Origin of the sequence: Aquidulcibacter sp., assembly GCF_049239865.1 — a bacterium.
In the GTDB taxonomy this organism is placed as follows: Bacteria; Pseudomonadota; Alphaproteobacteria; order Caulobacterales; family Aquidulcibacteraceae; genus Aquidulcibacter.
The window spans coordinates 33,265-59,292 of record NZ_JBMLTR010000176.1; the positions used below are offsets into that span (position 1 = coordinate 33,265).

A 26,028-nucleotide genomic window follows, 5' to 3' on the forward strand; every position below is an offset into this window, starting at 1 on the left:
AAATGCTGTTGCTGCCGCCTCTGCGACAATTGAAGAAAGACCCGCTCCAGTCCGGCAACATGGCTCTGACTGCAGCCCTCCTTTTTGTGCCGCTCGCGATGATTGTTGCTATGACCAGTGAGTTTGTGGCGCTCAACTCAGAGAAGGCGCTTATGCAATCTGCCGCCGACGCGGCAGCGCTATCGGGGGCGCAAAATCTGATCTTGGTTGGAGCCAGTGCGCGCCAGTCAACCAGTGATGTTGAGCGTTTTGCGATGGCCCAAGTTGGTGAATTCGCTAACCGTGCAACTGTTTCCTTTAAAGCATCGCAAGGCCGTGACGGCACCTTTACGGTCGAAGGGCTTGCTCTACGCCCCTCCTTTTTCGGCGACTTGGTTCCGCCTGGCGGCTTTCGGATTGAGGTCAAATCCATCGCGGAATCAATGCAAGTACAGCCGTTGTGCGTGATTGGCGATGATGGCACGGTAGGTGGCAAGGCCATCACCGCCGCGAATAATAGCGGCATCCGCGCCCAGAATTGCATTGTCCATTCCAACAGTGATTTTGAGCTCAAAAATTTGGCTACGGTGGAAGCTGGTGCCCCGCGTGCGGCAGGCGTGGCGATCGGTGCGGGTTTCACTCCGGCTGCTAATAGCGGGGCTTTGAAGCTTACTGACCCCTTCCGAGGTCGGGCGATTGCCCCATCTGCGGATTGCACCACTGTGCCAGACGGCGGCGCTCAAGTCCGGTCTGCCGGAACGGTGTCTCTGCCGCCGGGCCTTCATCGCGTTGAGTATACGATGACGGGGACATCCATTCTCAAACTCGAGCCAGGTGAACATTATTTCTGCAAAAGCCTGAAGCTTCGAGGGCAAGGGCGCTTAGAGGGCGACGATGTCTTGCTGATGTTCACAGGCGGCAATGCCTTAGAGGCCAATCAGAGTAGCAGCGTTTCCCTGTCAGGGCGACAATCGGGCCTATGGGCAGGCTTCGTGATCGTGGCAACGCGCGGCAATTATGCAAATTTTTCGATCGCTTCCAGCAATGTAGATAAATTGTTGGGGACAATCTATTTGCCCATGACGCGGCTGCAGGTTAGCGCGACTGGCGATGTAGCCGAAAGCTCACAATGGAGCGTGATCGTCGCGAGAAACATCAATCTAACCAATAATGCGCGGCTGATCATCAATTCCGATTATGCAGGCTCCCCAGTTCCGGTGCCAATTGGTGTAGGCAATCAAGCAGGTGGGACGAATGTACCGCTCCGCTTGCGGCAATAGCCTTTGCTACCCCAAAAAAGGCTTGCCCAAAGTGACGAAGTTCTAGAGCATGGTTCGATCAGTAGGAATGATCATGCCCTTTGTGAACATCAAAGTAACCCCAAACGGTCTGACGCCAGAAAAGAAGGCCGCTCTCATTGCGGGCGTAACTGAACTTCTGCGCGTTGAGCTCAATAAGAACCCGGAAACGACCGTCGTCATCATTGACGAAGTGGAGACTGACAATTGGGGGATTGGCGGCAAGACCGTCACCCAAAGGCGCGCTGGGGGATGAGTGGCGGAGCAGCACCCGTCTGGCTCTCGGTCCTGATGTTGTTAGCGGGTTTTGGCATTCCCATTATGGCTGCGCTCAATAGTGGCCTAGGCCTGCGCCTTGGCAGCCCCGTGGCCGCAGCCTTTGTGCTGTTCATTGTCGGCACCATCTCCACGGGCTTAATTGTTCTGGCGACCGGCACCACCAATCCGTTTAGACCCGTCGCACCCTTTGGCTTTTGGCTCGGTGGGTTTTTGGTTGCCTTTTACGTCCTGTCCGTGACTCTCGCCGCGCCCCGCATCGGGGTCGGTAATGCGATCTTTTTGGTTCTGCTCGGCCAATTGGTCAGCGCGACCGCGATTGATCATTTCGCGCTGTTTGGAGCGCAGCGTTATCCTTTGACGCTGACACGGGCACTTGGCTTGCTGTTGATGGTCTGCGGAGTCTTTTTGGCGCGACGTCCGGGTTAGGCCTCATCCAACCCTAAATCGAGGCAGGGGGCCGAGTGGGTGAGGGCCCCGACCGAGATATAATCCACCCCCGTAGCTGCGATATCGGCCACGGTCGTCAAATTGACCCCACCGGATGCTTCCAAGGTGACAGCCCCCGCCACGCGTGCCACAGCCGTCTTCAAATCGGCCAAGCTGAAATTATCCAACATGATGCAAGTGGGGGCAAAGGGCAGGGCCTCTTCCAATTGTTGGAGGCTATCGACTTCCACTTCGATGGGCAGCAAATGGCCGCCATAGGCTTTTGCGCGGGTCAAAGCGGGCACAATGCCACCAGCGGCGGCAACATGATTATCCTTAATCAGGATGGCATCATCCAAGCCAAACCGATGGTTAGAGCCACCGCCTAAACGCACCGCTTTCTTTTGAAGCGCGCGCAGGCCCGGTGTCGTTTTGCGCGTGCAGGTAATTTTGGCGTTGGTGCCCTTTACCGCCTCGACATAGCGGGCCGTTAGGCTCGCAATGCCTGACAAGGGGCCTAGGAAGTTCAGCATGACGCGCTCGGCCATCAACAGGCTTTGGGCTTTGCCGTGCAAGGTGGCGATCACATCGCCAGCGGCGAGGACGGCACCTTCTTTCAGGTGCGGCTGTAAGACGGCTGCTGGATCAATCAGGCGCAGGGTCAACGCGGCGGCATCCAATCCCGCCAAAATTCCTGCGCTGCGTGCCCGCAACACCCAGTGCACCTCAAGATCAGGGTCGACGGTCGCCAGCGTCGTGACATCGCCCGCCCGCCCTAAATCTTCGGCAAGTGCCATGCGAACAATCGGCTCTAGCACCACATCGGGTAAGAAGGTCATCGGGTTAAATCCAGGGTGACGAAGCTGCGCTTGGCAGGATTGTGTTCTTTCGGGAAGTCGCTGCGATAATGGCCGCCGCGGCTTTCTTGGCGGGCCAAGGCGCCTTTCGCAATCAGTCCTGCGGTGATCAATTCATTGGTGCGGCCATGCTGAGCCTTCAGATCTTCGATTGTCGAGACGAGGCTCGTCAGGCCCGCTGCATCGCGCACCACACCGGCTTTGGCGGTCATTTCGGTCCGCAGAAACTGCAAGGCGTCTTTGGGCAAGGGCGAAATCGTGGGGGCGTCGCCGCCTGCCGTTCCACCGGAAGTCGCGTCGCGCAGACGTTCAGCAACCCGATGGGCAAACACCACGGCTTCAAGAAGCGAGTTAGAGGCCAATCGATTGGCACCATGCACACCCGTAGAAGCGCATTCTCCAATGGCAGAAAGGCCGTCCAACGTGGTTTTGCCCCAAACATCGGTCACAATGCCGCCCATATGATAATGGGCCGCCGGGGCAATCGGGATGAGGTCGGCGCGAGGGTCAATCCCCGCAGCCGCACAAGCCGCAAAGACAGTCGGGAAATGTTCCGGGAAGCCAGCCCCAATGGCGCTGCGGCAATCCAAATAAGCGCCCCGACCAGCCTTTATCTCGCTTGCCACCGCACGGGCTACCGTATCGCGCGGCGCAAGGTCGCCGAGATGATGATAGCCCACCATGAAGGGCGTGCCGTCTTGATTGACGAGTTGTGCGCCGTCACCCCGGAGGGCTTCGGTTGCCAAGGGGGCCGGGTCGCGCGCCAAATCCATGGCGGTGGGGTGGAATTGGATGAATTCAGCGTCCGCAACAAGCGCGCCAGCACGCGCCGCCATGCCTAAGCCTTGGCCGGCCGCTTCCACCGGATTTGTTGTCACGCGGAACAAGCCGCCGGAGCCGCCTGTGGCCAGCACGGTTTCTTCGGCCTCCAAGCGGATCGGCTTGCCATTCATGGCCAAAACGCCGCCGATGCGCCCTGTTTCGGTTTGCAAAAGGGCACGCGCAGCAACGCCTTCAACCAAGGTGATGTGATCGCATGCCCGGACCGCTTTGATCAGATTGGCCATGATCTCGCGGCCAGCCAAATCGCCGGCAACGCGTGCCACGCGGGCATGGCTGTGGGCAGCTTCCAAGGAAAGGGCGAGACTGCCATCTTCATGGCGATCAAAGGCAACGCCCAAGTCTAACAGGTCACGCACCCGCGCTGGCCCGTCCTTGGCGATCAGCATGGCGACAATTGGGTCCACCAAGCCTGCGCCAGCCGCGATTGTATCCTTCGCATGGCTTTGCGCACTATCTTCTGGGGCGAGGGCCGCAGCGAGCCCGCCTTGCGCCCAAGCACTTGACGCTGCTTGCCCAAAAGGCGCTGGCGAGACCACCACGCACGGGCGCGGCGCAAGTTTCAGGGCAAGGAACAGGCCAGCCAGACCCGCGCCGATGATCAGGACGCTACCGTCCTTCAGGCGTTGTGTGTCCACGTTAGATCAATTCCAAAGAGTCAGGGACCTGGCGCGTAGGATCAAATTTGCCAGCCGGGGCAGGGGGAATGGCCAACATGGCGTCGACCGCTTGCTTGGCACGCGCGGCAATATCTGGATCGACTTCCACCTCATAGCGCATCTCTTTCAGCGCATCATAAATGGCTTCCAGCGTGATGACCTTCATATGCGGGCATAGATTGCAGGGCTTGATGAATTCCACATCCGGATTGGCCACGGCGACATTGTCGCTCATGGAGCATTCGGTGATCAGAACCACTTTTTGTGGCTTATAATCCTGCACATAATCGCTCATCGCGCCGGTGGAGCCGGTAAAGTCAGAGGCTGCGACGACTTCAGGCGGACATTCGGGGTGCGCCAAAATGATGGCACCGGGGTGAGAGGCGCGGATCTCGGCAATATCATCGGCGGTAAAGCGCTCATGCACTTCGCATTTGCCCTTCCAGGAGATGATTTTGATGCCCGTTTGTGCGGCAACATTTTTGGCCAGATATTCGTCCGGCAACATAATGACTTGATCCACGCCCCATTCTTTCGCGATGGTTTCGACTACTTGGATCGCATTGGACGACGTGCAGCAAATGTCGCTCTCGGCTTTTACTTCCGCCGTCGTGTTGACATAGGTGACCACAGGCAAACCCGGATAACGCGCCTTAATCAAGCGCACATCGGCACCTGTGATGGACGCGGCCAGCGAGCAGCCAGCCTTCAAGGATGGGATCAGCACAGTTTTGTCAGGCGAGAGGATTTTGGAGGTTTCGGCCATGAAATGGACGCCACCTTGCACAATCACTTTGGCCGAAACCTTGGCGGCTTCGCGCGCAAGGCCAAGACTGTCGCCGCGAAAATCGCCTACGCAATTGAAGATTTCTGCCGTCATATAATTATGGGCCAAGATAACGGCATCGCGTTCTTTCTTCAGCCGGTTGATGGCCGCGATCAAGGGGGCATAGGCTGGCCATTCCAAGGGCGAGATCACATGGCGCACGATTTCAAAGAGGTGGTCGGTCTCTGCTTTGACCGCGGCATCATAGACGAGGCCGCGCGCAGCGGCGGGAGAAAGCTGGCGCGAGCCAGCAGCTGGGCTGACTTCGCGAGCGGGTTTCGAACCTAAATCCAGAACGGCCATATTCATTCTCCTGACCACTAATACTCAGACTGAGCATTAGTGCCTTGCGCCTCGGCAAAAGCCGTGTTTGGCGTAGGGGCTTATACTTAGTGTGAGCATAAGGGTCTGTCAAATGAAAAGCGACGTGGCGTGTTGAAACAGATCGCTGGAGGAAGGTTTAGCGCTTTGCCAGCGGTAGGCTTAGCCCCGATGCACCTGCCTGTCGGCTCGTGGCGCTGCGCGTGAATAGCATGGCGGGACGGCCCCCGGTCTCAGCATGCATGGCGCCGGTTGATTCGACGAGGCCAGAGCGCTCGAGCGTCCGGCGGAAGTTTTGCTTGTGCAGTTTCACGCCACACAAGGCCTCCACCAAATCTTGCAATTCGCTCAAGGTGAAGCGGGCAGGGGCCAAGTCGAAAACAATGGGGCGATAGCGGATTTTCGCGCGTAAACGGCCCATGGCGGTGGCAAGGATTCGGCGGTGATCGGAGACCAGTGGCTCGCCCACAAAAGTGCGCTCAGCCGCAGGCGCAGCGGACGCTTGGCCCTTCGCGCGGTCGCGTTGGGCTTCTTGCACAAGGCCCGCTTCATACAGGAGCTCAAACCGGTCAAGCACTTGGGATTCCTGCCACGACTGGCCATGCAGGCCAAACGCCATGGCGACACGGCTTTGCCGCTCCGTCGTGGTCGCCCAAGCCTTCAGGTCCGGCAGGAGCAGATCGATGGCCCGCAAACCTGCTTCGCTGCGACGATCTTCCCACGGAAAAAACCGGTACCAGTCCGCCCATACGCCCGCTCGGCGCTGGCCCTCATCAATGCTGCCAGCCAAAGCAATATAGCCAACGGAGACCACGCGATCGGCGTCTGAGGATTGGCCCATGTCGGCCACGGGGGCTTCGCGGCCTTTGTCGCCAAACGTGTAGAGTTGCTCGACATAGCCAAGCGCGAAGCCTGTTTGAGAGGTCACAAAGTCGCGCACGGCCAGTTCAAACGTGCGGTGGCCGATTGGGTCAAAGCTGCCAAAGGGCAGGCCGATTGCACCCGGGCTGCCGCTCAACAAAACTTCAGGGCCCTTGCCGCTGGCTGCCACGACGACGGCGGATAGGCCGATAATGACGCGTGGCGTGGCATTCATATTAGGGCTCCCACCGGGCTGGCAGATCGAAGGCTACACCTTCCCAACAATCTTCGCCACGGCCAATCGCGTCAATCGCATCGACCATCGCGCCACCTCGACCTAATAGATCATCGGCGTAACGGGTTAAAAGGCGATTGGGAGTAGCAGTCGGTGAAGCCTCACGGATGAAGTGCGCGATTTTGAGTGGGGGCACGTCAGGGTTAAGGGCACAAGCGGCCATAAAGGCAGACGCCGTTGAACGCGAGACACCAGCCCAACAATGCACGACTAAAGGTGCGGCCTGGTCCCACGCTTGCACATGGTCCAAAATGGCTGAGACATGGGCTTCGGCGGGCGTGATCAAGCCTTCTTGCACATAAGTAACGTCATTAAGGCCAAGCTTCAGATGTGTGTCTGGCGACAAGCCAGCAGGGGTTTCAATCATGCTGGTCGGGTCCAGAAGTGTGATCATGCCCCATGGCCGTAAGCGCGTGACGGTAGACGGGACCAAAGCGAGAGAACAGACTGAAATATAGGGCATTACACGACTTTCTTGTGCCGCTGGGGCAGGTTTTGCGCGTCAATTTCGGCGATCAAGGCCTGATGACGGGCAACATAGGCCGCTTGGGCCTGACGGGCAGGCCAAGGGTCAATCGTAACAGCTAGGCCAGCTGGCGGCGCGCCAAAAAAGCCCACCGATTCCTCGTGGCCAAAGCCCGCAACCTGGGTGGCTTCAAAAAAGGCGCAGGCAAGATCGGCGCGTTTGATCAGTTTCTTTAGCGGCGCAGGCGTCTTGGGCGGCAGGCCGAAGCGGATATGGACGGCGCGCTCCAACCGGTCCTCAAATGCGCGATAATCGACGCCCAGCGCGTTTTTAAATGGGCTGATCATATCCCCGACTACATATTCAGGGGCATCATGGAGCAGCGCCATCAAGCGTTGCTGGGGCGTCAAGCTCGGCTCAATATAGGCCGCAATTTCTTCGACAATCAGGCTGTGTTGGGCGACCGAGAAGGCATGGTCGCCCGTTGTTTGGCCATTCCAGCGCGCAACCCGCGCAAGACCATGGGCGATATCTTCAATCTCAATATCCAAAGGCGAGGGGTCTAGCAGGTCTAGACGCCGGCCCGACAACATGCGCTGCCACGCGCGCGGCGGGGCGGATTTGGCGGTTTTACGCGGGGAGGCGGGAGCTTGTGTGGCCATTTGTCTCATGTGGTTGATTGTCACTTGCGGACGCAGGTGGCGCGCCCCCATGTCTTAGGCGTGGAAACACACTCATGCCGAGAATGACACCGAAATGCCAGTGGACATCTCAGCAAAAAGGTGGGGCGAAGGGCGGGTCCATGTTGGAACCATAAGCGCGTCGCACGGTTTTATGGCGGTGGAGGAAGCAAAATGACTCATTCTGATATCTTGGCAGAAATTCTTGTACCCTTGCGGGGTGACGAAACCGATGTCGCACTTCTACAGCAAGGCTTGGCCCTCGCTGACTTGGTGAATGGCAAGGTCGCCAGCGTCTATGCGCAAATGGACCCAACCGAACTCATGGCTTGGTCTGCTGATGGCGCATTTGCCACCACCTCGGCGACCCTGATCCAATCGGCCCGCGATGGTAATGAACAAGCTTGGAACGACGTCCAAGCCCGGGTGGAAGCTTTGGCAGGCGGGCATGCTGGATTGACGGTCGAGCGGCTCGTTGGGCTGCAAGATCGCTTATTGGCGCGCCGGGCGGCCTTGAGCGACATCGTGATGTTTGCCTGCGAGACCGTGCGCGGCAAAACCAACATCTCGCCAGTTTTTGAAGCACTGCTGATGGACGCCCACGCGCCCATCTTCATCCCGCGGACGCCAATCAGCATGCTGACGGGGACCGCTTTGATTGCTTGGGACGGCAGTGTCGAAGCCGGCCGCGCCGCAAAAGCTGCGCTTCCACTGTTACGCAAAGCCAGCACAGTCATAATCATTCAATCGGTTGGTGCGCTTGAGGATGAAGGCAAAGACTTAAGCGATCCTGCGCGGCTACAGGACTGGCTCGGTCGACAAGGGATCACCGCCCAAATCGAGCTCATGGATGCCTCAAAAGACGCGGCTTCTGAAATCCTCAAGGCCTGCACTGCTCATGGGGCGGGGCTTTTGGTTGCTGGAGCCTATGGGCACAGCCGCGCGCGGGAGTTTGTGTTCGGCGGCGTCACCCGCACGCTTCTGAAGACAGTTACCACCCCCTCCTTGATGCTCTGCCATTGAAGCAGCGCAACCATACTTTGAAAGGACAAATCATGTCTGGTCTTACACAAATGATCCTGCGCCTCGCCCGCAACCCAGAAGCTGGCTACCCCACAGGCGACAGCCGCCACGGCTATGTGGTTATCGCGCCCTTGCGTCAGGATGGACATCTGGACGCGGAAGCTTGGAAGGCCCATCGCGCGCAGTGCACGGTTAAACGCTTTTCGCCGGATCCAGAGGACATTGCGGATGGTTGGCTCAGCCATCAAGGTGGGCGTTGGCGCGTCCATTACGATGAGAAGAATGAAGGCCCAGATGATGCGTTCGACCATCTCGCCGACCACCGTTTGTTTGTCGGCGACTATATCACGATCACGCGGCGTGGTCAGGCCTTGGTCTATCAGGTTGCCGAAGAGGCCGACGACTAAGCCACGCGAGGGCTTTCCCGCTTTGGCCACTGGTCAGGGCGGGGAAAGCCTGCTTAAGTTTGGCTATGCCTGACTCACTCGATTTCGACTCGCTCCGCCCCAAATCCCCATTCATGGGCGAGAGCCACAGCCTTTGGCGCACCCAATTGCGTCGCTTCATTGATCGCGAGATCATGCCCTATGTTGATCAGTGGGACGAGGCAGGGTCTATCCCCCGTGATTTGTTTTTGCGCGCTGGGGCTTTTGGCCTTTTGGGCGCGGGCTATCCGGTGGAATATGGCGGTACTGGGCGTGGGGCAGATTATGACTGGCACCACGGCATCGTCACCAGTGAAGAGTTGGGCCGCATTGGCGCAGGCGGGATCACAGCCGCCCTCATGATTCATGGCATCGGCCTGCCCCCCGTTTTGGCAGCAGGCAGTGACGCAATGAAAGCAAGCCTCGCCCCAGAGGTCTTAGCAGGCCGACAACAAATCAGCCTCGCCATTACCGAGCCGGACGCAGGCTCTGATGTCGCGAACTTGCAAACACGTGCCGTACGTGATGGCGATATGTTCCGGGTCAATGGCTCTAAACTTTATATCACCGGCGGCTGCACCTCTCATTGGTTGACGACGGCCGTGCGGACGGGCGGGCCGGGAGCAGGCGGGATCAGCCTATTACTGATTGATGCCAATGCCAAAGGTGTCACCCGCAACCTGTTGAAAAAGCAGGGCTGGTGGGCCTCAGATACGGCCGAAATCTTTTTTGAAGATGTGGAAGTGCCAGCCGAAAATCTGATTGGACCGGAGAATGGTGGCTTCTATGGCATCATGGCCAACTTCAATGGTGAGCGATTGGGCATGGCGTCGGGCGCTTTAAGTGCCGCGCGGGCCTGCGTTGAAGATGCGGTTATCTGGGCCCGCCAGCGCAAGACGTTTGGTAAGCGCTTAGCCGATCACCAAGTCGTCCGGCACAAAGTGGCGCAAATGGTGCAAAAAATCGCAGCCTCCACGGCTTGGCTGGACCAATGCGCGTGGCGGGTCAGCCAAGGCGAGACGCCTGTAGCCGATCTTTGTCTACTGAAGGTGCAAGCAACCGAGACTCTTGAGTTCTGTGCGCGCGAGGCTAGCCAAATCTTGGGCGGGGCCAGCTATATGCGCGGATCGCGGATTGAACGTATCTACCGCGAAGTGCGGGTGAATGCGATTGGCGGAGGCTCTGAAGAAATCATGCGCGACTTGGCTGCGCGTCAGCTTGGTTTGTAACCAGAAATGAATTGCCCGCGTTTTGTCTTCAATGATCCCATCTGACTATCTCATTTACCTCAGCGCCTTCATTGCTCCGTTCGTCCAAGAGGATGCGGCAGTCCTTGGGGCTGTGACGGCCTTTGCCCATCCCGGCATGGATCACATGGCCGATGGTGCGCTGATTGTCAGCGCGATGCTGGTTGGTCTGATTATCAGTGACTTGTGGAAATATTGGCTTGGTTGGGCTGGGCGGACGCAAAGCTGGGCACATCGGTTTTCAGAAAAGCCCGGCGTCGCGCAAGTCCGCGCCAAGATCGTAGCCCATCCCGGCAAAACCTTGCTGATCGCCCGCTTTGTGCCGGGCACACGGATACCCGCCTATATCGCAGCGGGGTTCTTTGGCGTTCCCTTTGGCCTGTTTGCCGCTTGGATTGTCGTATCTGCCTTAGCCTATACAGTCGTTGCTTGGGCACTGATCGTCACCGTCGGCACAGTTGCAGGCGAGAAGGGCCAGCTTTACCTGGCTATCGGTTTGATTTCAGCGATTTTGCTGTTCTTCGCGTTCAAAATGATCAAGGTCAAGCTTAGGCCACCAGCCCACGCGGACCTGTGATCGGAAAGCCCAAAAACACTTCAAACGCTTGGCGAATATCGCGTGGACTGTCGGTGAGGCCAGACAGCAGGATCGTCAAATGGCTATCGCCAACTTTGCGCCAGTTTCGGGCCTGTAGGCGCCGCCAAGCTGGCCCAGCATCTGGACGGACTATGGCGAGATCAAATGTAGCGACCAGCTCGATCTCGAGCAGCGCCACCAAACGGGCTTTGGCGTTCTGATTAATCTGTCGCTCATGATAATTGACCGTACCAATCGCCTCCCACGGGATGAGGCCAAGACCGTCCAGCCGGAAGCCCTCCGTTTTGAGGTCAATTGCCGCTCTGCGTGGCCAGAGCGCTGGCGCAAAATGAAAGACTAGAGCGGCCATACAGAGGAGTGGCGCAACCGGGATCGTCCGAAGGAGGGCAAGGCTCGCAAATCCGGCTAAACCGAACAGACCAATACCGGCAAGCACAAAGGCACGGGCAGGCCGAGAGTCAAAATCACTGATGAACGCACGCCCCAAAAGCTCTGGTCGATCAGATGGCCCCATCAGACCTAACCACCTTTTTGGCCACGATGGCGCAGCATATGATCTGCCAAAACGCATGCCATCATGGCTTCCCCAACCGGGGCCGCCCGTATCCCAACGCAGGGGTCATGACGGCCGATAGTCCGGAGTGAGACTTCTTCAAGATCGCGGTTTAAGCTGTTGACTTCGTTTAGAATAGAGGAAGTCGGCTTGATCGCGAACCGGGCGACAATGTCTTGGCCGGTACTGATGCCACCCAGGATGCCACCATTATTATTCGAGGCAAAACTGACCTCGCCATTGGGACCACGGCGCATTTCATCGGCATTGGTCTCGCCGCTTAACATTGCCGCCTCAAAGCCTGCCCCGATCTCAACACCTTTGACCGCATTGATAGACATGAGCGCGGAGGCGAGATCAGCGTCGAGCTTGCCATAAATGGGCGCGCCCCAGCCTGCAGGGACACCAGTTGCGACGACTTCTAGGATAGCCCCGGTGGAAGAGCCTGCTTTGCGGATCTCATCCAGGTAAGCCTCCCATACAGGTACGATGGCAGCGTCGGGCGCGAAGAATGGGTTTTCGCGGGTTTGCGACCAGTCCCAATTGGCGCGATTAATCTTGTGCGGGCCGATCTGGATCAGCGCGCATTGGATCGTGATCTTTGGCCCTAAGACTTTTTTGGCGACTGCGCCTGCGGCGACACGGGCAGCGGTTTCGCGCGCACTGGACCGGCCCCCACCGCGATAATCGCGCACGCCATATTTGACGTCATAGGTGTAGTCCGCGTGTCCCGGACGCCATTTGTCGCGGATGTCGGAATAGTCCTTGCTGCGCTGATCGGTGTTTTCGATCATCAGGCTGATGGGGGTGCCCGTGGTTACCGGCCCGCCAGTGCGATCATCCTCAAAAATGCCCGAGAGAATGCGCACTTCATCGGCTTCGCGTCTTTGCGTGACAAAGCGGCTGGTGCCGGGCTTACGGCGATCGAGATCGCCTTGAATATCGCTAGCCGTTAAGGCAATCCCCGCTGGACAACCATCAATCACGCAGCCAAGCGCAGGCCCATGGCTTTCGCCCCAAGTGGTGACACGGAAAAGATGGCCAAAGCTATTGTGTGACATGGCCATCTTCCTAAACTCAAAGGGCTGATTTTGAAAGGGACACCACCCATCACTTCTGTTGGTCGGCCTTTTGCATTTCTAAACTCAGTTTTGCGCGTTTTTCTGACGCTGCAACACCGCCAATTTTTTCGAGCGTGAACACAAAAAGGATGTCGGTCTGATTGGCATCTTTGAGAGTGAACAGAATTGTTTTGACTTTGCCGCGGTCGCGCCGGCTGACTTCCTTCAAGCTTGGGAAGCTTTGCGTCAGTTTTGCTATTGCGGCGTTAAGCGAAGCTTCTGCATCCAGCCACGCCCCGCCAATATAGCAGTCGGACTTGCTGCTCGAAGACATGCTGACGACCTCGGCGACCGGCGCCATCCCATAGCGGCTATAGTTTTGACTAGGACTCTTGTTCTGTTCAAGTAAGGTCCAGTCGCGCAGATCTTCAGCGGGCAAAGCATCCAGCCTGATTCCTTGGTACATTGCATTGGCGCATAATACGGCCCCGTTTGTAAAAGCAGTCGTCGAAGTCTCTAAATAATTTGCGGGAAAACGCGTCACATCGGCTGTAAACATCGGGAATCGAAACATCCTAGAGCCCATTCCCGGCTCACCACCCATCAAGAAAATATGCACATATGTGCCATCGCTTTCGACGCGCTCATAGCGTTCGATAAAGTCATCTGGCGTCGTTTCCTTCTGAATTTTCTTCCATTCATCGGATTGAGCCAGCAATTCCTTTTCAACCAATGCATAGCTCGGCAAGACACGCGGGCCGTAAGCCATGATTTGACAGTTTTTGGAGTTATCAACAAGGATTACGACAATGCCTTTCGCTGGGCCAACATCATAGAGCTTTTCGCCCTCGCTGGCCTTTAGAAGGGCAGGTGTATTTGGGTCCGCAAGGGAGATGGTTCCTTTTTCAAGTCCTTCTACTTTGTCGAGTGCGACATCCCGTCCTACTGCTTTTGAACAGGCGAGAACGCCATTGGCAAATGCGGTTTGAACATCGACGGGTCTGACACCCTGCGCGTGACTTGAATTGAAACTCAAGCAAAAAAGAACGGCTATTAAATTACATAAATTCACATACTTATTTCTAATTTTCATCCTATTCTCCTATGTCTTATCGCTTTCATCTGGTATCGGCCATTCTCGACGACGCACCACCGTTACGGTGCAGGGGGCGTGGGCGGAAACTTGGGCTGAAACTGCCCCTAAAAGATTACGTACCGTGCTTTCTGCCCGGGCACCCATAATGATGTGATCGACATGGTTGGCGCGGGCATAATCTAAAATGGCTTCAGCCGTGTTGAGCGCTTCGGGCACGTGATAGGAGATGGCTTGCTCTTCCAGACCCAAAGGCTTTGCCCATTGTTTCAAGGCAACCATACGCGCCACGTGCCGATTGGGCGACGTGACGACGGGGTTTTGATCCAAGGCCACGACACTATTGTTCAAAACCGTCATGACCACAGCGCGCGCTTGGGGTGTGGCTGCTAGGGTGCTTTGCAATTTGTCCCGCAATGCCCGGCCGAGCGGGCCATTGATTGTCGTCGGGTCCAGCGCCACCAGAATAATCGGGGCGGCGGCAAACTTACTCTGGCTTGCCAGTTTGCGAGCTGGGGCATAGGTCTCTCGATTGTGTTTCCGCCGGAATGCCGTGAGCCAGGAATCCTGCTGTAAGCGCTGGCCGCGTGGTGTCAGCACGATCTGGTCTGGATTCTTCAGATCAAAGGCGACCTGGGCGGCGGTGGGATAGCGTTGTTCCGGATTGGGCTCGAGGCAACGAAGGATAACTTCCTGTAACCAAGGTGGAATATCCTCTCGCCATCGGCGCGGGGGGATGGGATCGCGCCAGAGACGCTCTTTCAAGCCCTTCAAGCTAATGGGGTCGCCAAAGGGGCGCACGGCAGTGGTAAAGAAATAGAGCAGCACACCCAACGCAAACACGTCAGACCGGCGATAATTGCGGACGCCCAACACTTGTTCGGGGGCCATATAGGGCGCGGTGCCATAGGGCAGGCGGAATTGCTCAGCCATTAGGTCGGGTAAATCGGTATGGTGCGACAGACCATAATCAATCAGGACCGCTTCACCACTGGCCCTGAACAAGATGTTAGAGGGTTTGAGGTCGAGGTGGATAACGTTTTGGCGGTGTAGGGAATCGAGCGCGGTGGCCAAAGCAATGCCAATGCGGGCGACTTCCTCAGCAGGCAGCGGCAATTCCTTCAGCTTTGGCAGCAAGGTCTCGCCAGCAATCTCTTCCACGACGATATAGGGCTGTTTTGAGAAATCGCCGACACCAAAGGTCTTGGGCACATGCTGGCCTGACAGGCGTGGCAGGATCATCTGCTCCATCTCAAAGCTAACGATCGCCGCAGGGTCTTCGCCATCGGCGAGGCGCGGCACTTTCATCAAGAGCGGGAAGGGGATTTCAGGGTGGGTGCAGCGCCACAGCACTGCCATGCCGCCGCGATGCACAATCTCGCCAATGGTAAAGTCGTCAATCACCATGCCGGTTTCGATCATGTGTGACGCGCCCATGGCTTAGCGCCCAACATGTAGGCGGTCAGCTAACCTGCCAGGCAGGCCTGCTGCACGAATAGAAGCGGCAGCTCCATCGATGTCATACGGCAACCGCCGAAACTCAAGTTGACGTGTGACAGGGTCATAGAGGCCATAGCCAGCGAGCGGATTGCCATCACGTGGCTGGCCAACACTGGGCAAAACCACATGCCAGCGTCGCGAACTGAGAAGGGGGACTTTGGCTTCCTCTGCGGGAACGAAGCGCGAGATCGACCCATCACTGGCCAAGCCATAAATCGCGGGCTGATGCACATGCCCGCAAACGACGATGCGGCTTTGGGTGCCTTCCAGCGACAGCTGCGCACTGGCACAATCGGTCACATAGCGCCATTTTTCAGGCGCTGAAGCGTCTGCGTGGACATAAAGGCGGTCTTCGTCCTCAACCACCATGGGAAGGCTATCAAGAAACCCTTGCTGCTCTCGTGACAATTGATTGCGCGTCCAATTGGCGGCACTCGCGGCCGTCTCATTCATCTCGCGATCAAAGTCGCTGGCCATATCATCATGATTGCCTTTGACCGCAACGGCACCGTCAGCGACCATAGCTTCGATCTTGGCCAGGACTTTTCCGGGGTCGCCGCCATAGCCAACAAAGTCGCCCAAAAACACGTAGCGGGTGACGCCATGCGCCTCGGCATCCTCCAAGCACGCTTCAAGCGCTTGGATATTTGAATGAATATCGCCGAATAAAGCGATCACGCGCATCCCCCCATGCAGGAACACACTATAGCGGAGGATGACCCACGAGTCGCCTCTATCGCACTGTACAAAAAACGGGCCCGACAGTGATCTGTCAGGCCCGCCATTTTTGCTTAGATCAAACCTATCTAAAGCTTAGAAATTGACTTTCGCTTCAACGCCCCAGATGCGTGGCGCATTGGTGAAGCCCGTCAGATTGTTGAAGTCGATACCACCGACCAAACGCTCTTCATTGGTGATGTTGCGGCCATAAGCAGCGATCTCATACTTGTTGTCGAACAAGGTGACACCGGTGCGCAGACCACCTTCCCAATAGCCGTCTTCGGAGAATTCGATCGACTTATAGAGGGTGAAATAGGTCTCACCCTTATAGGCCCAATCGGTCAGAGCGAAGAACTCATGGCCGTTGCCGAATGGCTTGGAATATTTTGCCGACACATTGGCAATCCACTCTGGCGCGTTCGGGAAGGGGTTGCCATCGATCTTGGCATTGCCGCCGACCAGAGGGTTTTGCAGGGTGCAGGGCGCACCGCACGCGCCAACGGTCAGGGCAGGGTCGTTGATTTCGGTCTTGTTGTACGACAGCGAACCGGCAAACGACAAGTTTTGCGTTGGCAACCACTGAAGTTCAGCTTCGAAACCCGAAGCCTTGCCTTCTTTGGCGTTCAGCAATTGGTTGAAGTTGCCAGCGCCACCGATGGCGGTGAATTGCTGGTCTTCAATGTTCATGGCGAAAACGTTGAAGTCTGCCCGGATCTTGCGATCCATCGCAAAGGCTTTCACGCCGGCTTCAAATGAGGTCACAAATTCAGACTTCGCCGTGGTGACGGCGGTACCGAACAAGATGCGGCCTTGGATCGAAGGCGCGCGATAGCCGCGTGCAGCGCGAGCATACACATTGACCGCTTCGGTGGCTTCATAGGTTGCCGACAAGTCCCAGGACACAGCTTCATCCGAAACGCTCTTGCGGACTGGAGCAATATTGGCGATGCCGCCTCGGGCAACCAAGTCTTTGCTGTCGTCGGAATAGCGTAGGCCAGCCGTCAGAGCCAAACGGTCGCTTGGCTTATAGGTCAAGGAGCCGAACAATGCCCAAGAATCGGTGTCTTGGGTTTGACGCGCATCGGTGAAGATGCCGGTTGGCGAGAAGAAGCCGAGCGAGAAGATCGACAGCTCTTCTTGGAACACATAGGCCCCAACTTGCCAGCTAAGCGCACCGTCGCCATTGCTGGACAGACGCAATTCCTGCGTGACTTGCTTGTGATCGTCAACGCCGTCAGCCGTATCGGAGCTGAAGGGGATGAAGCCTGGGCCAACGCCGGCTACGCCACCGTCGATATCGCCACGGCCATAGAAGGTCAGGGTCTCATAGCCAGTGACCGAGGTCAGGGTGACGTTGCCGAAGTCATAAGCGATGCGGGCAGTGAGGCCCTTGGACTCAAGCTCTTGGTTGTTGCCTTCACCTTGGTCATAGCTAACGCGATCGGCAACGAAATTGCTGTTCAAGCCGCGCTTGCCCTTGGTGATGACGTTGGCGCGGAAGATTTGCGACGTACCTTCGAGCTTGCGAGCGTGTGCGTTCAACAAGATGTCGAGCTGATCGCTGGGTTGGATGCGCAATTGGCCACGGATCGCACGGTCATCAAAGCCGCCCAGATTCTTTTCAGCCAAAGGTCCGGTGTTCGTGATCCAGTCGTCTTGGCCGGTCAGCAAGGCTGAGACGCGGAAGGATACCGTGTCGCTCAATGCGCCACCCAAAGCCCCTTCAGCATCACGGCCGCCGAACGAGCGGAAGCCGCCCTTCAAATAGCCGCCAGATTTGCCATTTGGCTTTACGCTGTCGAATTTCACGATCCCTGCTGGCGTGTTGCGGCCGAACAAAGTGCCTTGTGGCCCGCGCAGCACTTCGATGCGCTCTACGTCAAATACGGGAAAGCCTTTGAGAACTGGGTTTTCGAAGACCACTTCGTCATAGATCAAGGAAACAGGCTGGGAAGCGTTCAGATCGAAGTCGGAATTCCCTAGGCCGCGCAGATAAAAGCGCGGGAAGGTGCGGCCGAACGAGCTTTCAACAACTAGCGATGGCACGCGACCGGAGAAGGCGTTCATGTCAGCGCCGCCCGAGGTCAGGGTCGTCAATGCATCACCGCGCACCGTGGTCAGCGAGGCAGGCACATCTTGGCTGCTTTCTTCGCGCTTACGAGCCGTAACGATCACGGTCTCAATGCCGGTTGGCTCTTCCGCCGCTGCTGCGGTTTGGGCAGCCGCAAAACCTGGTGCGAATGCAAGGGTGCTGAAAGCGACGGCGCTAACCGAGGCCATTGCAAGGTGACGTTTAGAAATCATGTGAGGTCCATCCTGATTGTCGAAATCTCAATCCGTTGTTTCGCTCCAGTAAGACCGGATTGGTCGAGGAGGAATCTGAAGCGCCGGATTGCTGATGGACGAGTGGGCTAACGTGCGACTACGGATGAATCTACCTTGTACATGGTGAAATACACGTTCTGGGCGACTCTATTTCGCTTGTGTTGCGTTGTTGCAACAATTTGGCGACAGTTTTGCTGCGGGGAATGTCAACTTCGCAAGGGGCTTGTATTCACTGCACAGATCACATCATTTGATGCGACTTGTTTCACCTGCCCCTCTTGCGTCAGAGGGGGTGTTCGGGCATATGCGGCGGTCCGCGCCCAAGGTCTAATGCCTTCGGGCGCGGCGCGCTTTAGGGGTTTAGCTCAGCTGGTAGAGCATCGGTCTCCAAAACCGAGGGTCGTGGGTTCGAGTCCCTCAGCCCCTGCCAGGCGCGGGACGGTAATTGGAATAGGGTGGCTTCACTGAAGAAGTCGCTCAACGGAATGCAAAACAGGAACGATTGGGGCTGGCGCTTTCGGGATGCCCGCACCACCTAGAAAATCATGGCACAAGCACCAACCACGCCCACACCGGCTCCAAAGCCTGCGGTCAAGAAGTCTGGCATCGTCCAGTACTTTAAGGACGTGCGTTCGGAAATCCGCAAGATTTCCTGGGCGTCGCGCAATGAGACCCTGGTTTCGACTGTTTTCGTTTTCCTGATGGTCGTGGTTGCCGCGATCTTCTTTTTCTTAGTTGACTTGCTGTTGCGCAGCGCAGTCGGTTTCATACTCGGTATTGGCGGGGGACAATAGGTTGAGCGCCAAATGGTACATCGTGCACGCTTACTCGAACTTCGAGAAGAAAGTTGCAGAGCAGATTAAAGAGACCGCAGCCCAGAAGGGTTTGGCCGATAAGGTTGAGCAAGTTCTGGTGCCGTCGGAAGAAGTGACAGAGACTGTCCGTGGCCGCAAACGCGTGAGCGAGCGCCGCTTCTTCCCGGGCTATGTTTTGGTGAAGATGGAGTTGGATGACGCCACCTATCACTTGGTGAAGGACACCCCAAAGGTGACCGGATTCTTAGGTGCTGATGCTGGAAAGCGTCCAACGCCTGTGTCTGAGCGGGAAGTTCAGCGCATTTTGGGCGTGGTCGAAGACGGCGTTGAGCGTCCAAAGCAAGTTATTTCGTTCGACTTGGGCGAGAAGGTGCGGGTCATGGATGGCCCATTTGCTTCCTTCGAAGGCCATGTTGAAGAAGTCGATGAGTCGCGTCAGCGCCTCAAAGTTGCAGTTTCAATCTTCGGCCGGTCGACACCGGTTGAACTTGAATATGGGCAGGTGGAAAAGCTTAGCTAATCCATCGGTTCATGAGATGTGGGAGGTTCGCGCAAATTAGCCAGCGCGACCGGACCACGTAACCCTCGATCTTCCAGCCGTGCTGGCTTGATCGAAAAACCCAAGCACACCTGAATAGGGTGGCTTTTAGGAGTGGGACTATGGCGAAGAAGATTCTCGGGCAAATTAAGCTCGAGGTGATGGCAGGCGAAGCAAAGCCTGCTCCACCAATCGGGCCTGCGTTGGGTCAACGCGGCTTGAACATCATGGAATTTTGCAAAGGCTTTAACGCCAAGACGCAGGAAATGGAAAAGGGTACCCCTTGCCCAACCGTGATTACCTATTACCAAGACAAGAGCTTCACCTTTGAGATCAAGACGCCGCCTGCGTCGCATTATCTCAAAAAGGCGGCTGGTCTCTCGAAGGGCTCGTTGAAGCCAGGTCGTGACCGCGCCGGTTCGGTGACCATGGCCCAGTGCCGTGAGATCGCTGAAAAGAAAATGAAGGACTTGAACGCTATGGACCTCGACGCCGCGACGAAAATCATCGCTGGCTCGGCACGTTCCATGGGCTTGGAAGTGGTGGCATAATCATGGCTAAAGTTGGAAAACGGCTCTCCGCCGCCCGTACAAGCGTTGTTGCTGAAAAGCTCTACACCTTGGAAGAAGCCATCGCGATCGTGAAGGCAAACGCAAAAGCTAAGTTTGACGAAGGCGTGGATATCGCTGTCAATCTGGGCGTTGAACCAAAGTACGCAGACCAAATGGTCCGTGGCGTGTGTAATTTGCCAAACGGTTCTGGCCGTTCGGTTCGCGTGGCTGTGTTTGCTCGCGGTCCAAAGGCGGACGAAGCCCGCGCAGCTGGTGCTGAAATCGTTGGTGCAGAAGACTTGCTCGAAGAAGTGCAAGGCGGCCGCATGGACTTTGATCGCGTCATCGCAACCCCAGACATGATGGCTCTCGTGGGTCGTTTGGGTAAGGTCTTGGGTCCACGCGGCCTGATGCCAAACCCAAAGGTCGGCACCGTGACCATGGACGTCAAAAAGGCTGTTGAAGATTCCAAGGGCGGCGCTGTTGAGTTCCGCGTGGAAAAGGCCGGTATCATTCATGCAGGCATCGGCAAGGCAAGCTTCACCGAAGCGGCTCTGGTTGAAAACGCCCGCGCATTGGTCGACGCCCTCGTGAAAGCCAAGCCAACCGGCGCGAAGGGCACCTATGTCCGCCGCGTGTCGATGTCTTCGACCATGGGTCCAGGCGTCAAGGTTGACACCGCTTCTGCGATCAACGTCCCAGCTTAAAGTTTTGACGGGCAGGCCAAACGGTCTGCCCGTCCAACCCATTCAAACGGGGGCAACCCCGCGCGAATGCTCTGTGTTGTGTTGTTATCGACGCAGAGCAACCTGTCCGAGATCATGGACGCCAGCAATGGCTTAATCAGAAGGGAGACTTTCTGGTCCACGTTAGACGGGAGCGAGTGTAACTGATGATAGGTTTGGCAACAAACGGATCAGAGGTCCTTCGTCCCCGGGCAGGCCTGTCGCCGCCCTTTCTTTGGGAGGTGGCAGTCACCGATAGATAGGATGGTCCTATCTATCAAACCTGAGGAGACCGCGATGGATCGGACCGAAAAGGCCGAAGTCGTCGAGACACTGAAAAGCGTCTTTAACGAGAATACCGTTGTTGTGTTTGCGCACTACACCGGAATGACCGTCGCGGAATTGACGGACCTCCGCATCAAGGCTTCGGCCGTTGGTGCGGGCGTGAAGGTGGTTAAAAACCGCCTCGCGAGGCTGGCTCTTGAAGGGCATGCGGGCGAAGGCGCCCATGTGCTTCTGAAAGGCCCGACAGCTGTTGCATTTTCGGAAGACCCAACGGTCGCACCGAAATTGATGGCAGACTTCGCCAAGACGAACGACAAGCTCGTTCTGACTGGGGGCTTCATGGGCGCAACAGTACTCGACGCTAACGGCGTTAAGTCACTGGCTACCTTGCCATCCTTGGATGAGCTGCGTTCGAAGATCATTGGCGTTATTCAGGCACCTGCCCAGAAAATCGCTGCTGTGGTCCAAGCACCTGCCGCCCAGCTGGCCCGCGTTCTGCAGGCATATGCCGACAAGGATGCTGCGTGACGTCCGTCGTCCGCGATACCATTTACAAACCTATCCAAGTTAGGAAACACGAAAATGTCTAAACTCGAAAAGTTGGTCGAAGACCTGTCCGCATTGACCGTTTTGGAAGCTGCAGACCTTGCAAAGCTTCTGGAAGAAAAGTGGGGCGTAACTGCTGCTGCTCCTGTGGCTGTTGCTGCTGTTGGCGGCGCTGCTGCTCCAGTTGAAGCTGCTGAAGAGCAAACCGAATTCACCGTCGTTCTCGCGTCGTTCGGCGACAAGAAGATCGAAGTGATCAAGGAAGTTCGCGGCATCACCGGTCTGGGCCTGAAAGAAGCCAAGGACCTGGTTGAAGCAGCTCCTAAGCCAGTCAAAGAAGGCGTGTCCAAGGACGAAGCCAACAAGATCAAAGCTCAGCTCGAAGCAGCTGGCGCAAAGGTCGAATTGAAGTAAGCTTTCAGCGCAAGCTGAAAACAAAGGCGGGCACCTCTGTAATGGAGGTGCCCGTTTTGATTCTGGGGATGTAGAAGCGCCGAGCGCTACATTTTGATCTTGAAATCCACCCCATAGGTCCGGGGCTCATTGAAGAACCCAGTTGTGCCGTTCGAGAGGTTCAAAGATTTATTGTATAAATGCTCTTCATTGAACAAATTGCGCGACCACAAGGAGACGGTCAGGGACGCACTGTTTGACAATTTGATATCGGCTAAAGCCAGTCGGCCATTGGCGATCGTGCCACCTTCGCCCTTGGGGGCAGGTACTGTGACAGCGCGCGTAACTGGATCATAGGCCACATCCACCAAGGACAAATACATGCCGTCATTGCTGTTCACGTCAAAGTGGGCAATGAAAGTGGCACCCAGCCAAGGCCGTTGGTAGTCGATCGAGATACTGCCTGAATTCTCAGGTGTATGGGTCTGGTGGATTGGGATCGGCACCGTGATCAAGCGCCCATCGGCTTGCGGGAAGGGGTTCAGCGTGTCGGGGATCTCGACCCTATTGTAGGCATAGCTTGCGGAAACGGTCAGATTCTCGGTGGCTCGGATCAAGAAGTCTGCCTCAAACCCTTTGAGATCGCCTTTGCCTGGCGCGTTTGTGGCCTCCTGTGTGGTGCGCGTCGTGACCAAGAGCGCGCCTGTTACTGGGTCGAGCTGGCGATAGCGCGCACTAAAGTCGATCTGCATGTCCGCATAGGTGCCCGAATAAGCGGCAAGGTTCAGGCGGGCACGACGGTCCAAAAACTCGATCTTGGCACCTACTTCATACATAGTCACTTCTTCAGGCTTGAAGGGCGAATAGTCCAACGAGCGTGAGTTCGCCCCGCCAGAGCGGAAGCCTGTGCTATATTTGGCGTACAGCATCGCATCGTCTGAGAGGTCGTAAGACACATTGATCATGGGATCGATCCGGTCCCAAGAGGCATTTAGCTTCCGTGGCCCAACAACGCCATTTACGCTGGGGGGCGCTCCATTGACGATAAAGAGTTCACCAACCTTCTTGTCGTGCGACCACCGTCCACCGACGGTGAGGTGGAGCTTGTCGTCCAGAATGGCTGGCGTATAAGTCCCTTGCACAAAGACGCCACTGCTCGTGCTCTTTACCCGGCTGGCGCGGTCTAAGACAATTTTCGAGTAATCCAACGGCAAAACGATATTGGCTAGGCCCGTTGCGTCCGTGAATTGGTTGGTAAAGAAGGCCTGGGCATTATCGTCGACATTTTCGACAAAATAGGTGGCCCCGGCTACATATTTCAGACGATCCGTCTCACCAATTAGTTGCAACTCTTGGCTGAATTGGTCCTGATTGAAAACCGCCGTACTTATGCGCGAGAATGGCTGGCCGGTGAAAACACCCGAGGCTTGTGTCAGCGACATGGTGGAAGGCGCGCTGCCATTGTCAAACTGGTCCTGGTACAGATCGCGATAGGCGGTGATGGATTTAAGCCGCAGCTTGTCTGAAATCTGCCAGTCGAGACCCAATCTATGGCCCCAAGTCTTACCGACGCTGGGCTGTTGGGGAACGCCCGCAATGGCGGTCTTGGCGCGTGTCTTTTGCAACTGGACGGAAGCTGCCAGCCGTGCGCTGCCACCGGCAATCAATTGCTGATAAAGGGTGGTCGAGGCGTCATAGCTGTTGTCATAGGCATAATCGGCGCTGAAATTGGCGGTTGGCTCCCACAGGATTGCAACGCGGGCACCACGCTTCTCCAATTCGCCAAAGTCAGAAGCGGTAACCAGCGGATTTTCGATCAACCCATCGCGGGCCGCGGCAATGGCGTCGATCTTGACCGAAAAGTCTCCAGTCTTTGGCAAGTCCATGTGAAGTTCGGTCTTGTATTGGCCGAAATTGCCGACGCCGACTGTCGCCGTGGCGCGCCCGATTCCGCTGGGCTTTTTTGTAATGATGCTAACAGCACCGCCTTCGGTATTACGACCAAATAGGGTGCCTTGCGGGCCCTTGAGCACTTCAATGCTTTCAACTTCATAGAGCGCTGAGTTCAAGCCCTGTGGGCGACCCATGTAAACGCTATCCACATAGACACCTACGCCTTGGTCACGTGCGGGCTGGTTGGAGTCTGACATCACCCCAACGCCGCGGATGTTGATCACCAAAGCCCCTGGGCGCGAGAAAAATGGTGTTACTTTGAGGGACGGAATAGCCCCGTCGCCCAAGTCTAAAAGTGACACAACCCGCCGGCTTTCAAGCGCTTTGGCCCCCAAGACTGACACAGAGATTGGCGTGTCTTGCAGGTTTTCGGAGCGTTTTTGCGCGGTCACCACAACGGTCTCCAATTGAGGTGCGTCGGCATCGTCCGTTGCAGATGCGGTAGCGTTTACTTGCGCGAAGGCTTGGCCCGCGATCAAGAGTGGTGCCAAGCAGACACTCAACAAGGCAAAGCGGCGTACCGAGATCGGTTTAAAATTGACAAGCGTAGACATGAGATATCCCCCGTGGGCTGTTCGGTTGTCACAGCGAGGGATAGGCTAGGGAGCTGGCGCGACGGATCTGCATCTGCGGGGTAACGAAATCATGAATTGTCCGTGAAATTTAGGACAAAGCCTCGATCACCAAACCTTCATCAATTGCAGATTTATCCAAAAACCCGCGCAATTCGCGCGCTTACGCCAAAATAGCGGCAGAACGAGCGTTGAAACGCCACCAACCAATCTTGAAACTGTTGGCGGGGGCCATGCGCTAGTCCATCGTGCTGGCGAAGTCTTGATGCGGACTAGGTCGCGTTGGCGGAAGAATTGGCTCTCGAGTTTGTGAACTTTACTGACCAATCCTTAACCCAAATCTGTCACCGTATTGGGCCGAATGCGGATGGGTTTTCGCCTGATATGTGTTTGGACGCGTTAGTTTCGAAAGTGTGTCGCCTCGTGTTTGCTATTCATGCCTCCAATCCTTTGATGACTTTCTTGCTGCTGTTGTCCATCGTGGTGTCCGGTGGATTCATGTTTCTGCGTTGGCGGACCCGGGCAGGGCGAGTTGCCTATCCAAATGACGTTTTGGCGTGGATTGGCTTTGTCGGCCTCATGTTAACTTGGGGCCTGTTTGTGCCCGTCAATATCTGGGCGACCTTGGCCCATGAAGCCGATGCGTGGATTTTTGGTTCAGAAAAGTTTGACGGCGGCATTGTTGAGACGTCGACGGTTGTTTTCTATGCCTTGGCTATCCTTTCGGCGATTGTCTTGTTTCGACGGGCAGGTGCGATCTATGGGGTCAAGGCTGGCCCGATGTGGCGCGTCATTCTAATGCTGGGCATCTTTGGCTTCATCGCCATGATTGGCGAAGAAATCAGTTGGGGTCAGCATTGGCTGGGCTTTGCAACGCCTGCTAGCCTCTCAGACGCCAATCTTCAGCATGAGGCTAATCTGCACAATCTGATCTCGCCACGTCTTTATGATGTGATCTACCAAGGGCTGGGCTGGAGTTTGATCTTGTGCCCGCCCATCGGGGTCTATTTCGGGGAAACCGTCCGTGATCTAACCATTGTGCGGTTTCTGCGCGATTGTTTCTCTTGGCCGGCTACCTATGCCCTGATGGTCAGTGCAGGTATCTTACTACAGCACGAAGCCTTTGAAGAATTGTCAGAAATGGTCTTGGCTTTTGCTGTATTCTACGCCTTGTTAAGCCTAGCTTTGCGGACAAAAAAGGTGTCAGGTCTCGTTCTGGCATAAATCTGCTGTGAAGACTGTCTGATACCCCTTTACTTGCAAGGCGACGTAAGACATACGCACCTCGCACCTTCATATTTCCACGCTACGGTCCCAC

At 56.4% G+C, this 26,028-nt stretch carries 27 protein-coding genes and 1 tRNA gene; 15 read left to right on the forward strand and 13 right to left on the reverse strand.

Annotated features, from left to right (window positions below; genetic code table 11):
• Positions 1–2 precede the first annotated feature (2 nt).
• The 3 genes from ACOVRA_RS12225 to ACOVRA_RS12235 all read left to right on the forward strand — a co-directional run bounded on the left by ACOVRA_RS12225 (position 3) and on the right by ACOVRA_RS12235 (position 1,982).
• Positions 3–1,259 carry a pilus assembly protein TadG-related protein gene (locus tag ACOVRA_RS12225; protein WP_421720533.1) on the forward strand — a complete coding sequence of 419 codons (1,257 nt, stop codon included), beginning with the start codon at positions 3–5 and terminating at the stop codon, positions 1,257–1,259.
• A 73-nt stretch (positions 1,260–1,332) separates the two neighbouring features.
• A complete protein-coding gene (locus tag ACOVRA_RS12230) occupies positions 1,333–1,533 on the forward strand; it encodes a tautomerase family protein (protein WP_421720534.1) in 201 nt (66 codons plus the stop codon).
• The gene (locus tag ACOVRA_RS12235; RefSeq protein ID WP_421720535.1) at positions 1,530–1,982 is read left to right on the forward strand and encodes a DMT family transporter; all 453 of its coding nucleotides are present in this window, start codon (positions 1,530–1,532) and stop codon (positions 1,980–1,982) included. The genes ACOVRA_RS12230 and ACOVRA_RS12235 overlap by 4 nt, the downstream gene beginning before the upstream one ends.
• On the opposite strand, the gene nadC is transcribed toward ACOVRA_RS12235, so the two are convergent.
• The 6 genes from nadC to ACOVRA_RS12265 all read right to left on the reverse strand — a co-directional run bounded on the left by nadC (position 1,979) and on the right by ACOVRA_RS12265 (position 7,700).
• Positions 1,979–2,821 (reverse strand): carboxylating nicotinate-nucleotide diphosphorylase, encoded by an 843-nt coding sequence (gene nadC / locus ACOVRA_RS12240; protein WP_421720536.1) that lies wholly within the window; start codon positions 2,819–2,821, stop codon positions 1,979–1,981. The two genes, ACOVRA_RS12235 and nadC, sit on opposite strands and share 4 nt — an antisense overlap.
• Entirely contained in the window at positions 2,818–4,317 is a 1,500-nt protein-coding gene (locus ACOVRA_RS12245) for an L-aspartate oxidase (RefSeq protein ID WP_421720537.1), read from the reverse strand. Before ACOVRA_RS12245 ends, nadC begins: the two co-directional genes overlap by 4 nt.
• A 1-nt stretch (position 4,318) precedes the next feature.
• A complete protein-coding gene (gene nadA, locus ACOVRA_RS12250) occupies positions 4,319–5,467 on the reverse strand; it encodes a quinolinate synthase NadA (protein ID WP_421720538.1) in 1,149 nt (382 codons plus the stop codon).
• 157 nt (positions 5,468–5,624) lie between these two features.
• A complete protein-coding gene (locus ACOVRA_RS12255; RefSeq protein ID WP_421720539.1) occupies positions 5,625–6,581 on the reverse strand; it encodes an NUDIX hydrolase in 957 nt (318 codons plus the stop codon).
• Position 6,582: 1 nt separating this feature from the next.
• Complete coding sequence (locus tag ACOVRA_RS12260; protein ID WP_421720540.1) at positions 6,583–7,035, reverse strand: tyrosine phosphatase family protein; 453 nt, start codon at positions 7,033–7,035, stop codon at positions 6,583–6,585.
• 68 nt (positions 7,036–7,103) lie between these two features.
• Positions 7,104–7,700, reverse strand: a complete 597-nt coding sequence (locus ACOVRA_RS12265; protein WP_421720554.1) for an HD family hydrolase — start codon at positions 7,698–7,700, stop codon at positions 7,104–7,106.
• Positions 7,701–7,961: 261 nt separating this feature from the next.
• On the opposite strand from ACOVRA_RS12265, the gene ACOVRA_RS12270 reads away from it, so the two are divergent.
• The 4 genes from ACOVRA_RS12270 (at position 7,962) to ACOVRA_RS12285 (ending at position 11,059) form a co-directional block, all read left to right on the forward strand.
• Positions 7,962–8,810 (forward strand): universal stress protein, encoded by an 849-nt coding sequence (locus ACOVRA_RS12270; RefSeq protein ID WP_421720541.1) that lies wholly within the window; start codon positions 7,962–7,964, stop codon positions 8,808–8,810.
• A 32-nt stretch (positions 8,811–8,842) separates the two neighbouring features.
• Positions 8,843–9,217, forward strand: a complete 375-nt coding sequence (locus tag ACOVRA_RS12275; RefSeq protein WP_421720542.1) for a hypothetical protein — start codon at positions 8,843–8,845, stop codon at positions 9,215–9,217.
• Between the two features lie 65 nt (positions 9,218–9,282).
• Positions 9,283–10,464: an acyl-CoA dehydrogenase family protein gene (locus tag ACOVRA_RS12280; RefSeq protein WP_421720544.1), complete on the forward strand. Its 1,182-nt coding sequence runs from the start codon at positions 9,283–9,285 to the stop codon at positions 10,462–10,464.
• A 22-nt stretch (positions 10,465–10,486) separates the two neighbouring features.
• Positions 10,487–11,059 (forward strand): DedA family protein, encoded by a 573-nt coding sequence (locus tag ACOVRA_RS12285; RefSeq protein ID WP_421720545.1) that lies wholly within the window; start codon positions 10,487–10,489, stop codon positions 11,057–11,059.
• On the opposite strand, the gene ACOVRA_RS12290 is transcribed toward ACOVRA_RS12285, so the two are convergent.
• The 6 genes from ACOVRA_RS12290 to ACOVRA_RS12315 all read right to left on the reverse strand — a co-directional run bounded on the left by ACOVRA_RS12290 (position 11,031) and on the right by ACOVRA_RS12315 (position 18,311).
• The gene (locus ACOVRA_RS12290; RefSeq protein WP_421720547.1) at positions 11,031–11,594 is read right to left on the reverse strand and encodes a hypothetical protein; all 564 of its coding nucleotides are present in this window, start codon (positions 11,592–11,594) and stop codon (positions 11,031–11,033) included. The genes ACOVRA_RS12285 and ACOVRA_RS12290 overlap by 29 nt on opposite strands.
• A gap of 5 nt (positions 11,595–11,599) precedes the next feature.
• Positions 11,600–12,694, reverse strand: coding sequence for a chorismate synthase (gene aroC, locus ACOVRA_RS12295; RefSeq protein WP_421720548.1), 1,095 nt, complete (start codon positions 12,692–12,694; stop codon positions 11,600–11,602).
• A gap of 49 nt (positions 12,695–12,743) precedes the next feature.
• A complete protein-coding gene (locus ACOVRA_RS12300) occupies positions 12,744–13,787 on the reverse strand; it encodes a hypothetical protein (RefSeq protein WP_421720549.1) in 1,044 nt (347 codons plus the stop codon).
• A gap of 9 nt (positions 13,788–13,796) precedes the next feature.
• Positions 13,797–15,224 carry a serine/threonine protein kinase gene (locus ACOVRA_RS12305; protein WP_421720550.1) on the reverse strand — a complete coding sequence of 476 codons (1,428 nt, stop codon included), beginning with the start codon at positions 15,222–15,224 and terminating at the stop codon, positions 13,797–13,799.
• Between the two features lie 3 nt (positions 15,225–15,227).
• Entirely contained in the window at positions 15,228–15,965 is a 738-nt protein-coding gene (locus tag ACOVRA_RS12310; RefSeq protein ID WP_290807920.1) for a metallophosphoesterase family protein, read from the reverse strand.
• Positions 15,966–16,100: 135 nt separating this feature from the next.
• Positions 16,101–18,311 carry a TonB-dependent receptor gene (locus ACOVRA_RS12315; protein WP_421720551.1) on the reverse strand — a complete coding sequence of 737 codons (2,211 nt, stop codon included), beginning with the start codon at positions 18,309–18,311 and terminating at the stop codon, positions 16,101–16,103.
• A gap of 375 nt (positions 18,312–18,686) precedes the next feature.
• Here ACOVRA_RS12315 and ACOVRA_RS12320 point away from each other — a divergent pair.
• From ACOVRA_RS12320 to rplL, 7 genes are all read left to right on the forward strand, one after another.
• Positions 18,687–18,762 (forward strand) — tRNA-Trp (locus ACOVRA_RS12320).
• A gap of 115 nt (positions 18,763–18,877) precedes the next feature.
• Complete coding sequence (gene secE / locus ACOVRA_RS12325) at positions 18,878–19,126, forward strand: preprotein translocase subunit SecE (protein ID WP_290807916.1); 249 nt, start codon at positions 18,878–18,880, stop codon at positions 19,124–19,126.
• A 1-nt stretch (position 19,127) separates the two neighbouring features.
• Positions 19,128–19,667: a transcription termination/antitermination protein NusG gene (gene nusG, locus ACOVRA_RS12330; RefSeq protein WP_290807914.1), complete on the forward strand. Its 540-nt coding sequence runs from the start codon at positions 19,128–19,130 to the stop codon at positions 19,665–19,667.
• A 140-nt stretch (positions 19,668–19,807) separates the two neighbouring features.
• Positions 19,808–20,236 carry a 50S ribosomal protein L11 gene (gene rplK / locus ACOVRA_RS12335; RefSeq protein ID WP_290807912.1) on the forward strand — a complete coding sequence of 143 codons (429 nt, stop codon included), beginning with the start codon at positions 19,808–19,810 and terminating at the stop codon, positions 20,234–20,236.
• A 2-nt stretch (positions 20,237–20,238) separates the two neighbouring features.
• Complete coding sequence (rplA, locus tag ACOVRA_RS12340; protein ID WP_298228088.1) at positions 20,239–20,943, forward strand: 50S ribosomal protein L1; 705 nt, start codon at positions 20,239–20,241, stop codon at positions 20,941–20,943.
• 315 nt (positions 20,944–21,258) lie between these two features.
• The gene (gene rplJ / locus ACOVRA_RS12345) at positions 21,259–21,774 is read left to right on the forward strand and encodes a 50S ribosomal protein L10 (RefSeq protein ID WP_290806045.1); all 516 of its coding nucleotides are present in this window, start codon (positions 21,259–21,261) and stop codon (positions 21,772–21,774) included.
• Positions 21,775–21,828: 54 nt separating this feature from the next.
• Complete coding sequence (gene rplL / locus ACOVRA_RS12350) at positions 21,829–22,206, forward strand: 50S ribosomal protein L7/L12 (RefSeq protein ID WP_290806043.1); 378 nt, start codon at positions 21,829–21,831, stop codon at positions 22,204–22,206.
• An 86-nt stretch (positions 22,207–22,292) separates the two neighbouring features.
• Here the strand turns inward: rplL and ACOVRA_RS12355 are convergent, their stop codons facing one another.
• Positions 22,293–24,692, reverse strand: coding sequence for a TonB-dependent receptor (locus tag ACOVRA_RS12355; protein ID WP_421720552.1), 2,400 nt, complete (start codon positions 24,690–24,692; stop codon positions 22,293–22,295).
• A gap of 312 nt (positions 24,693–25,004) precedes the next feature.
• Between ACOVRA_RS12355 and ACOVRA_RS12360 the strand changes: the two genes are divergently transcribed.
• Positions 25,005–25,934: a hypothetical protein gene (locus ACOVRA_RS12360; protein WP_421720553.1), complete on the forward strand. Its 930-nt coding sequence runs from the start codon at positions 25,005–25,007 to the stop codon at positions 25,932–25,934.
• Positions 25,935–26,028 lie beyond the last annotated feature (94 nt).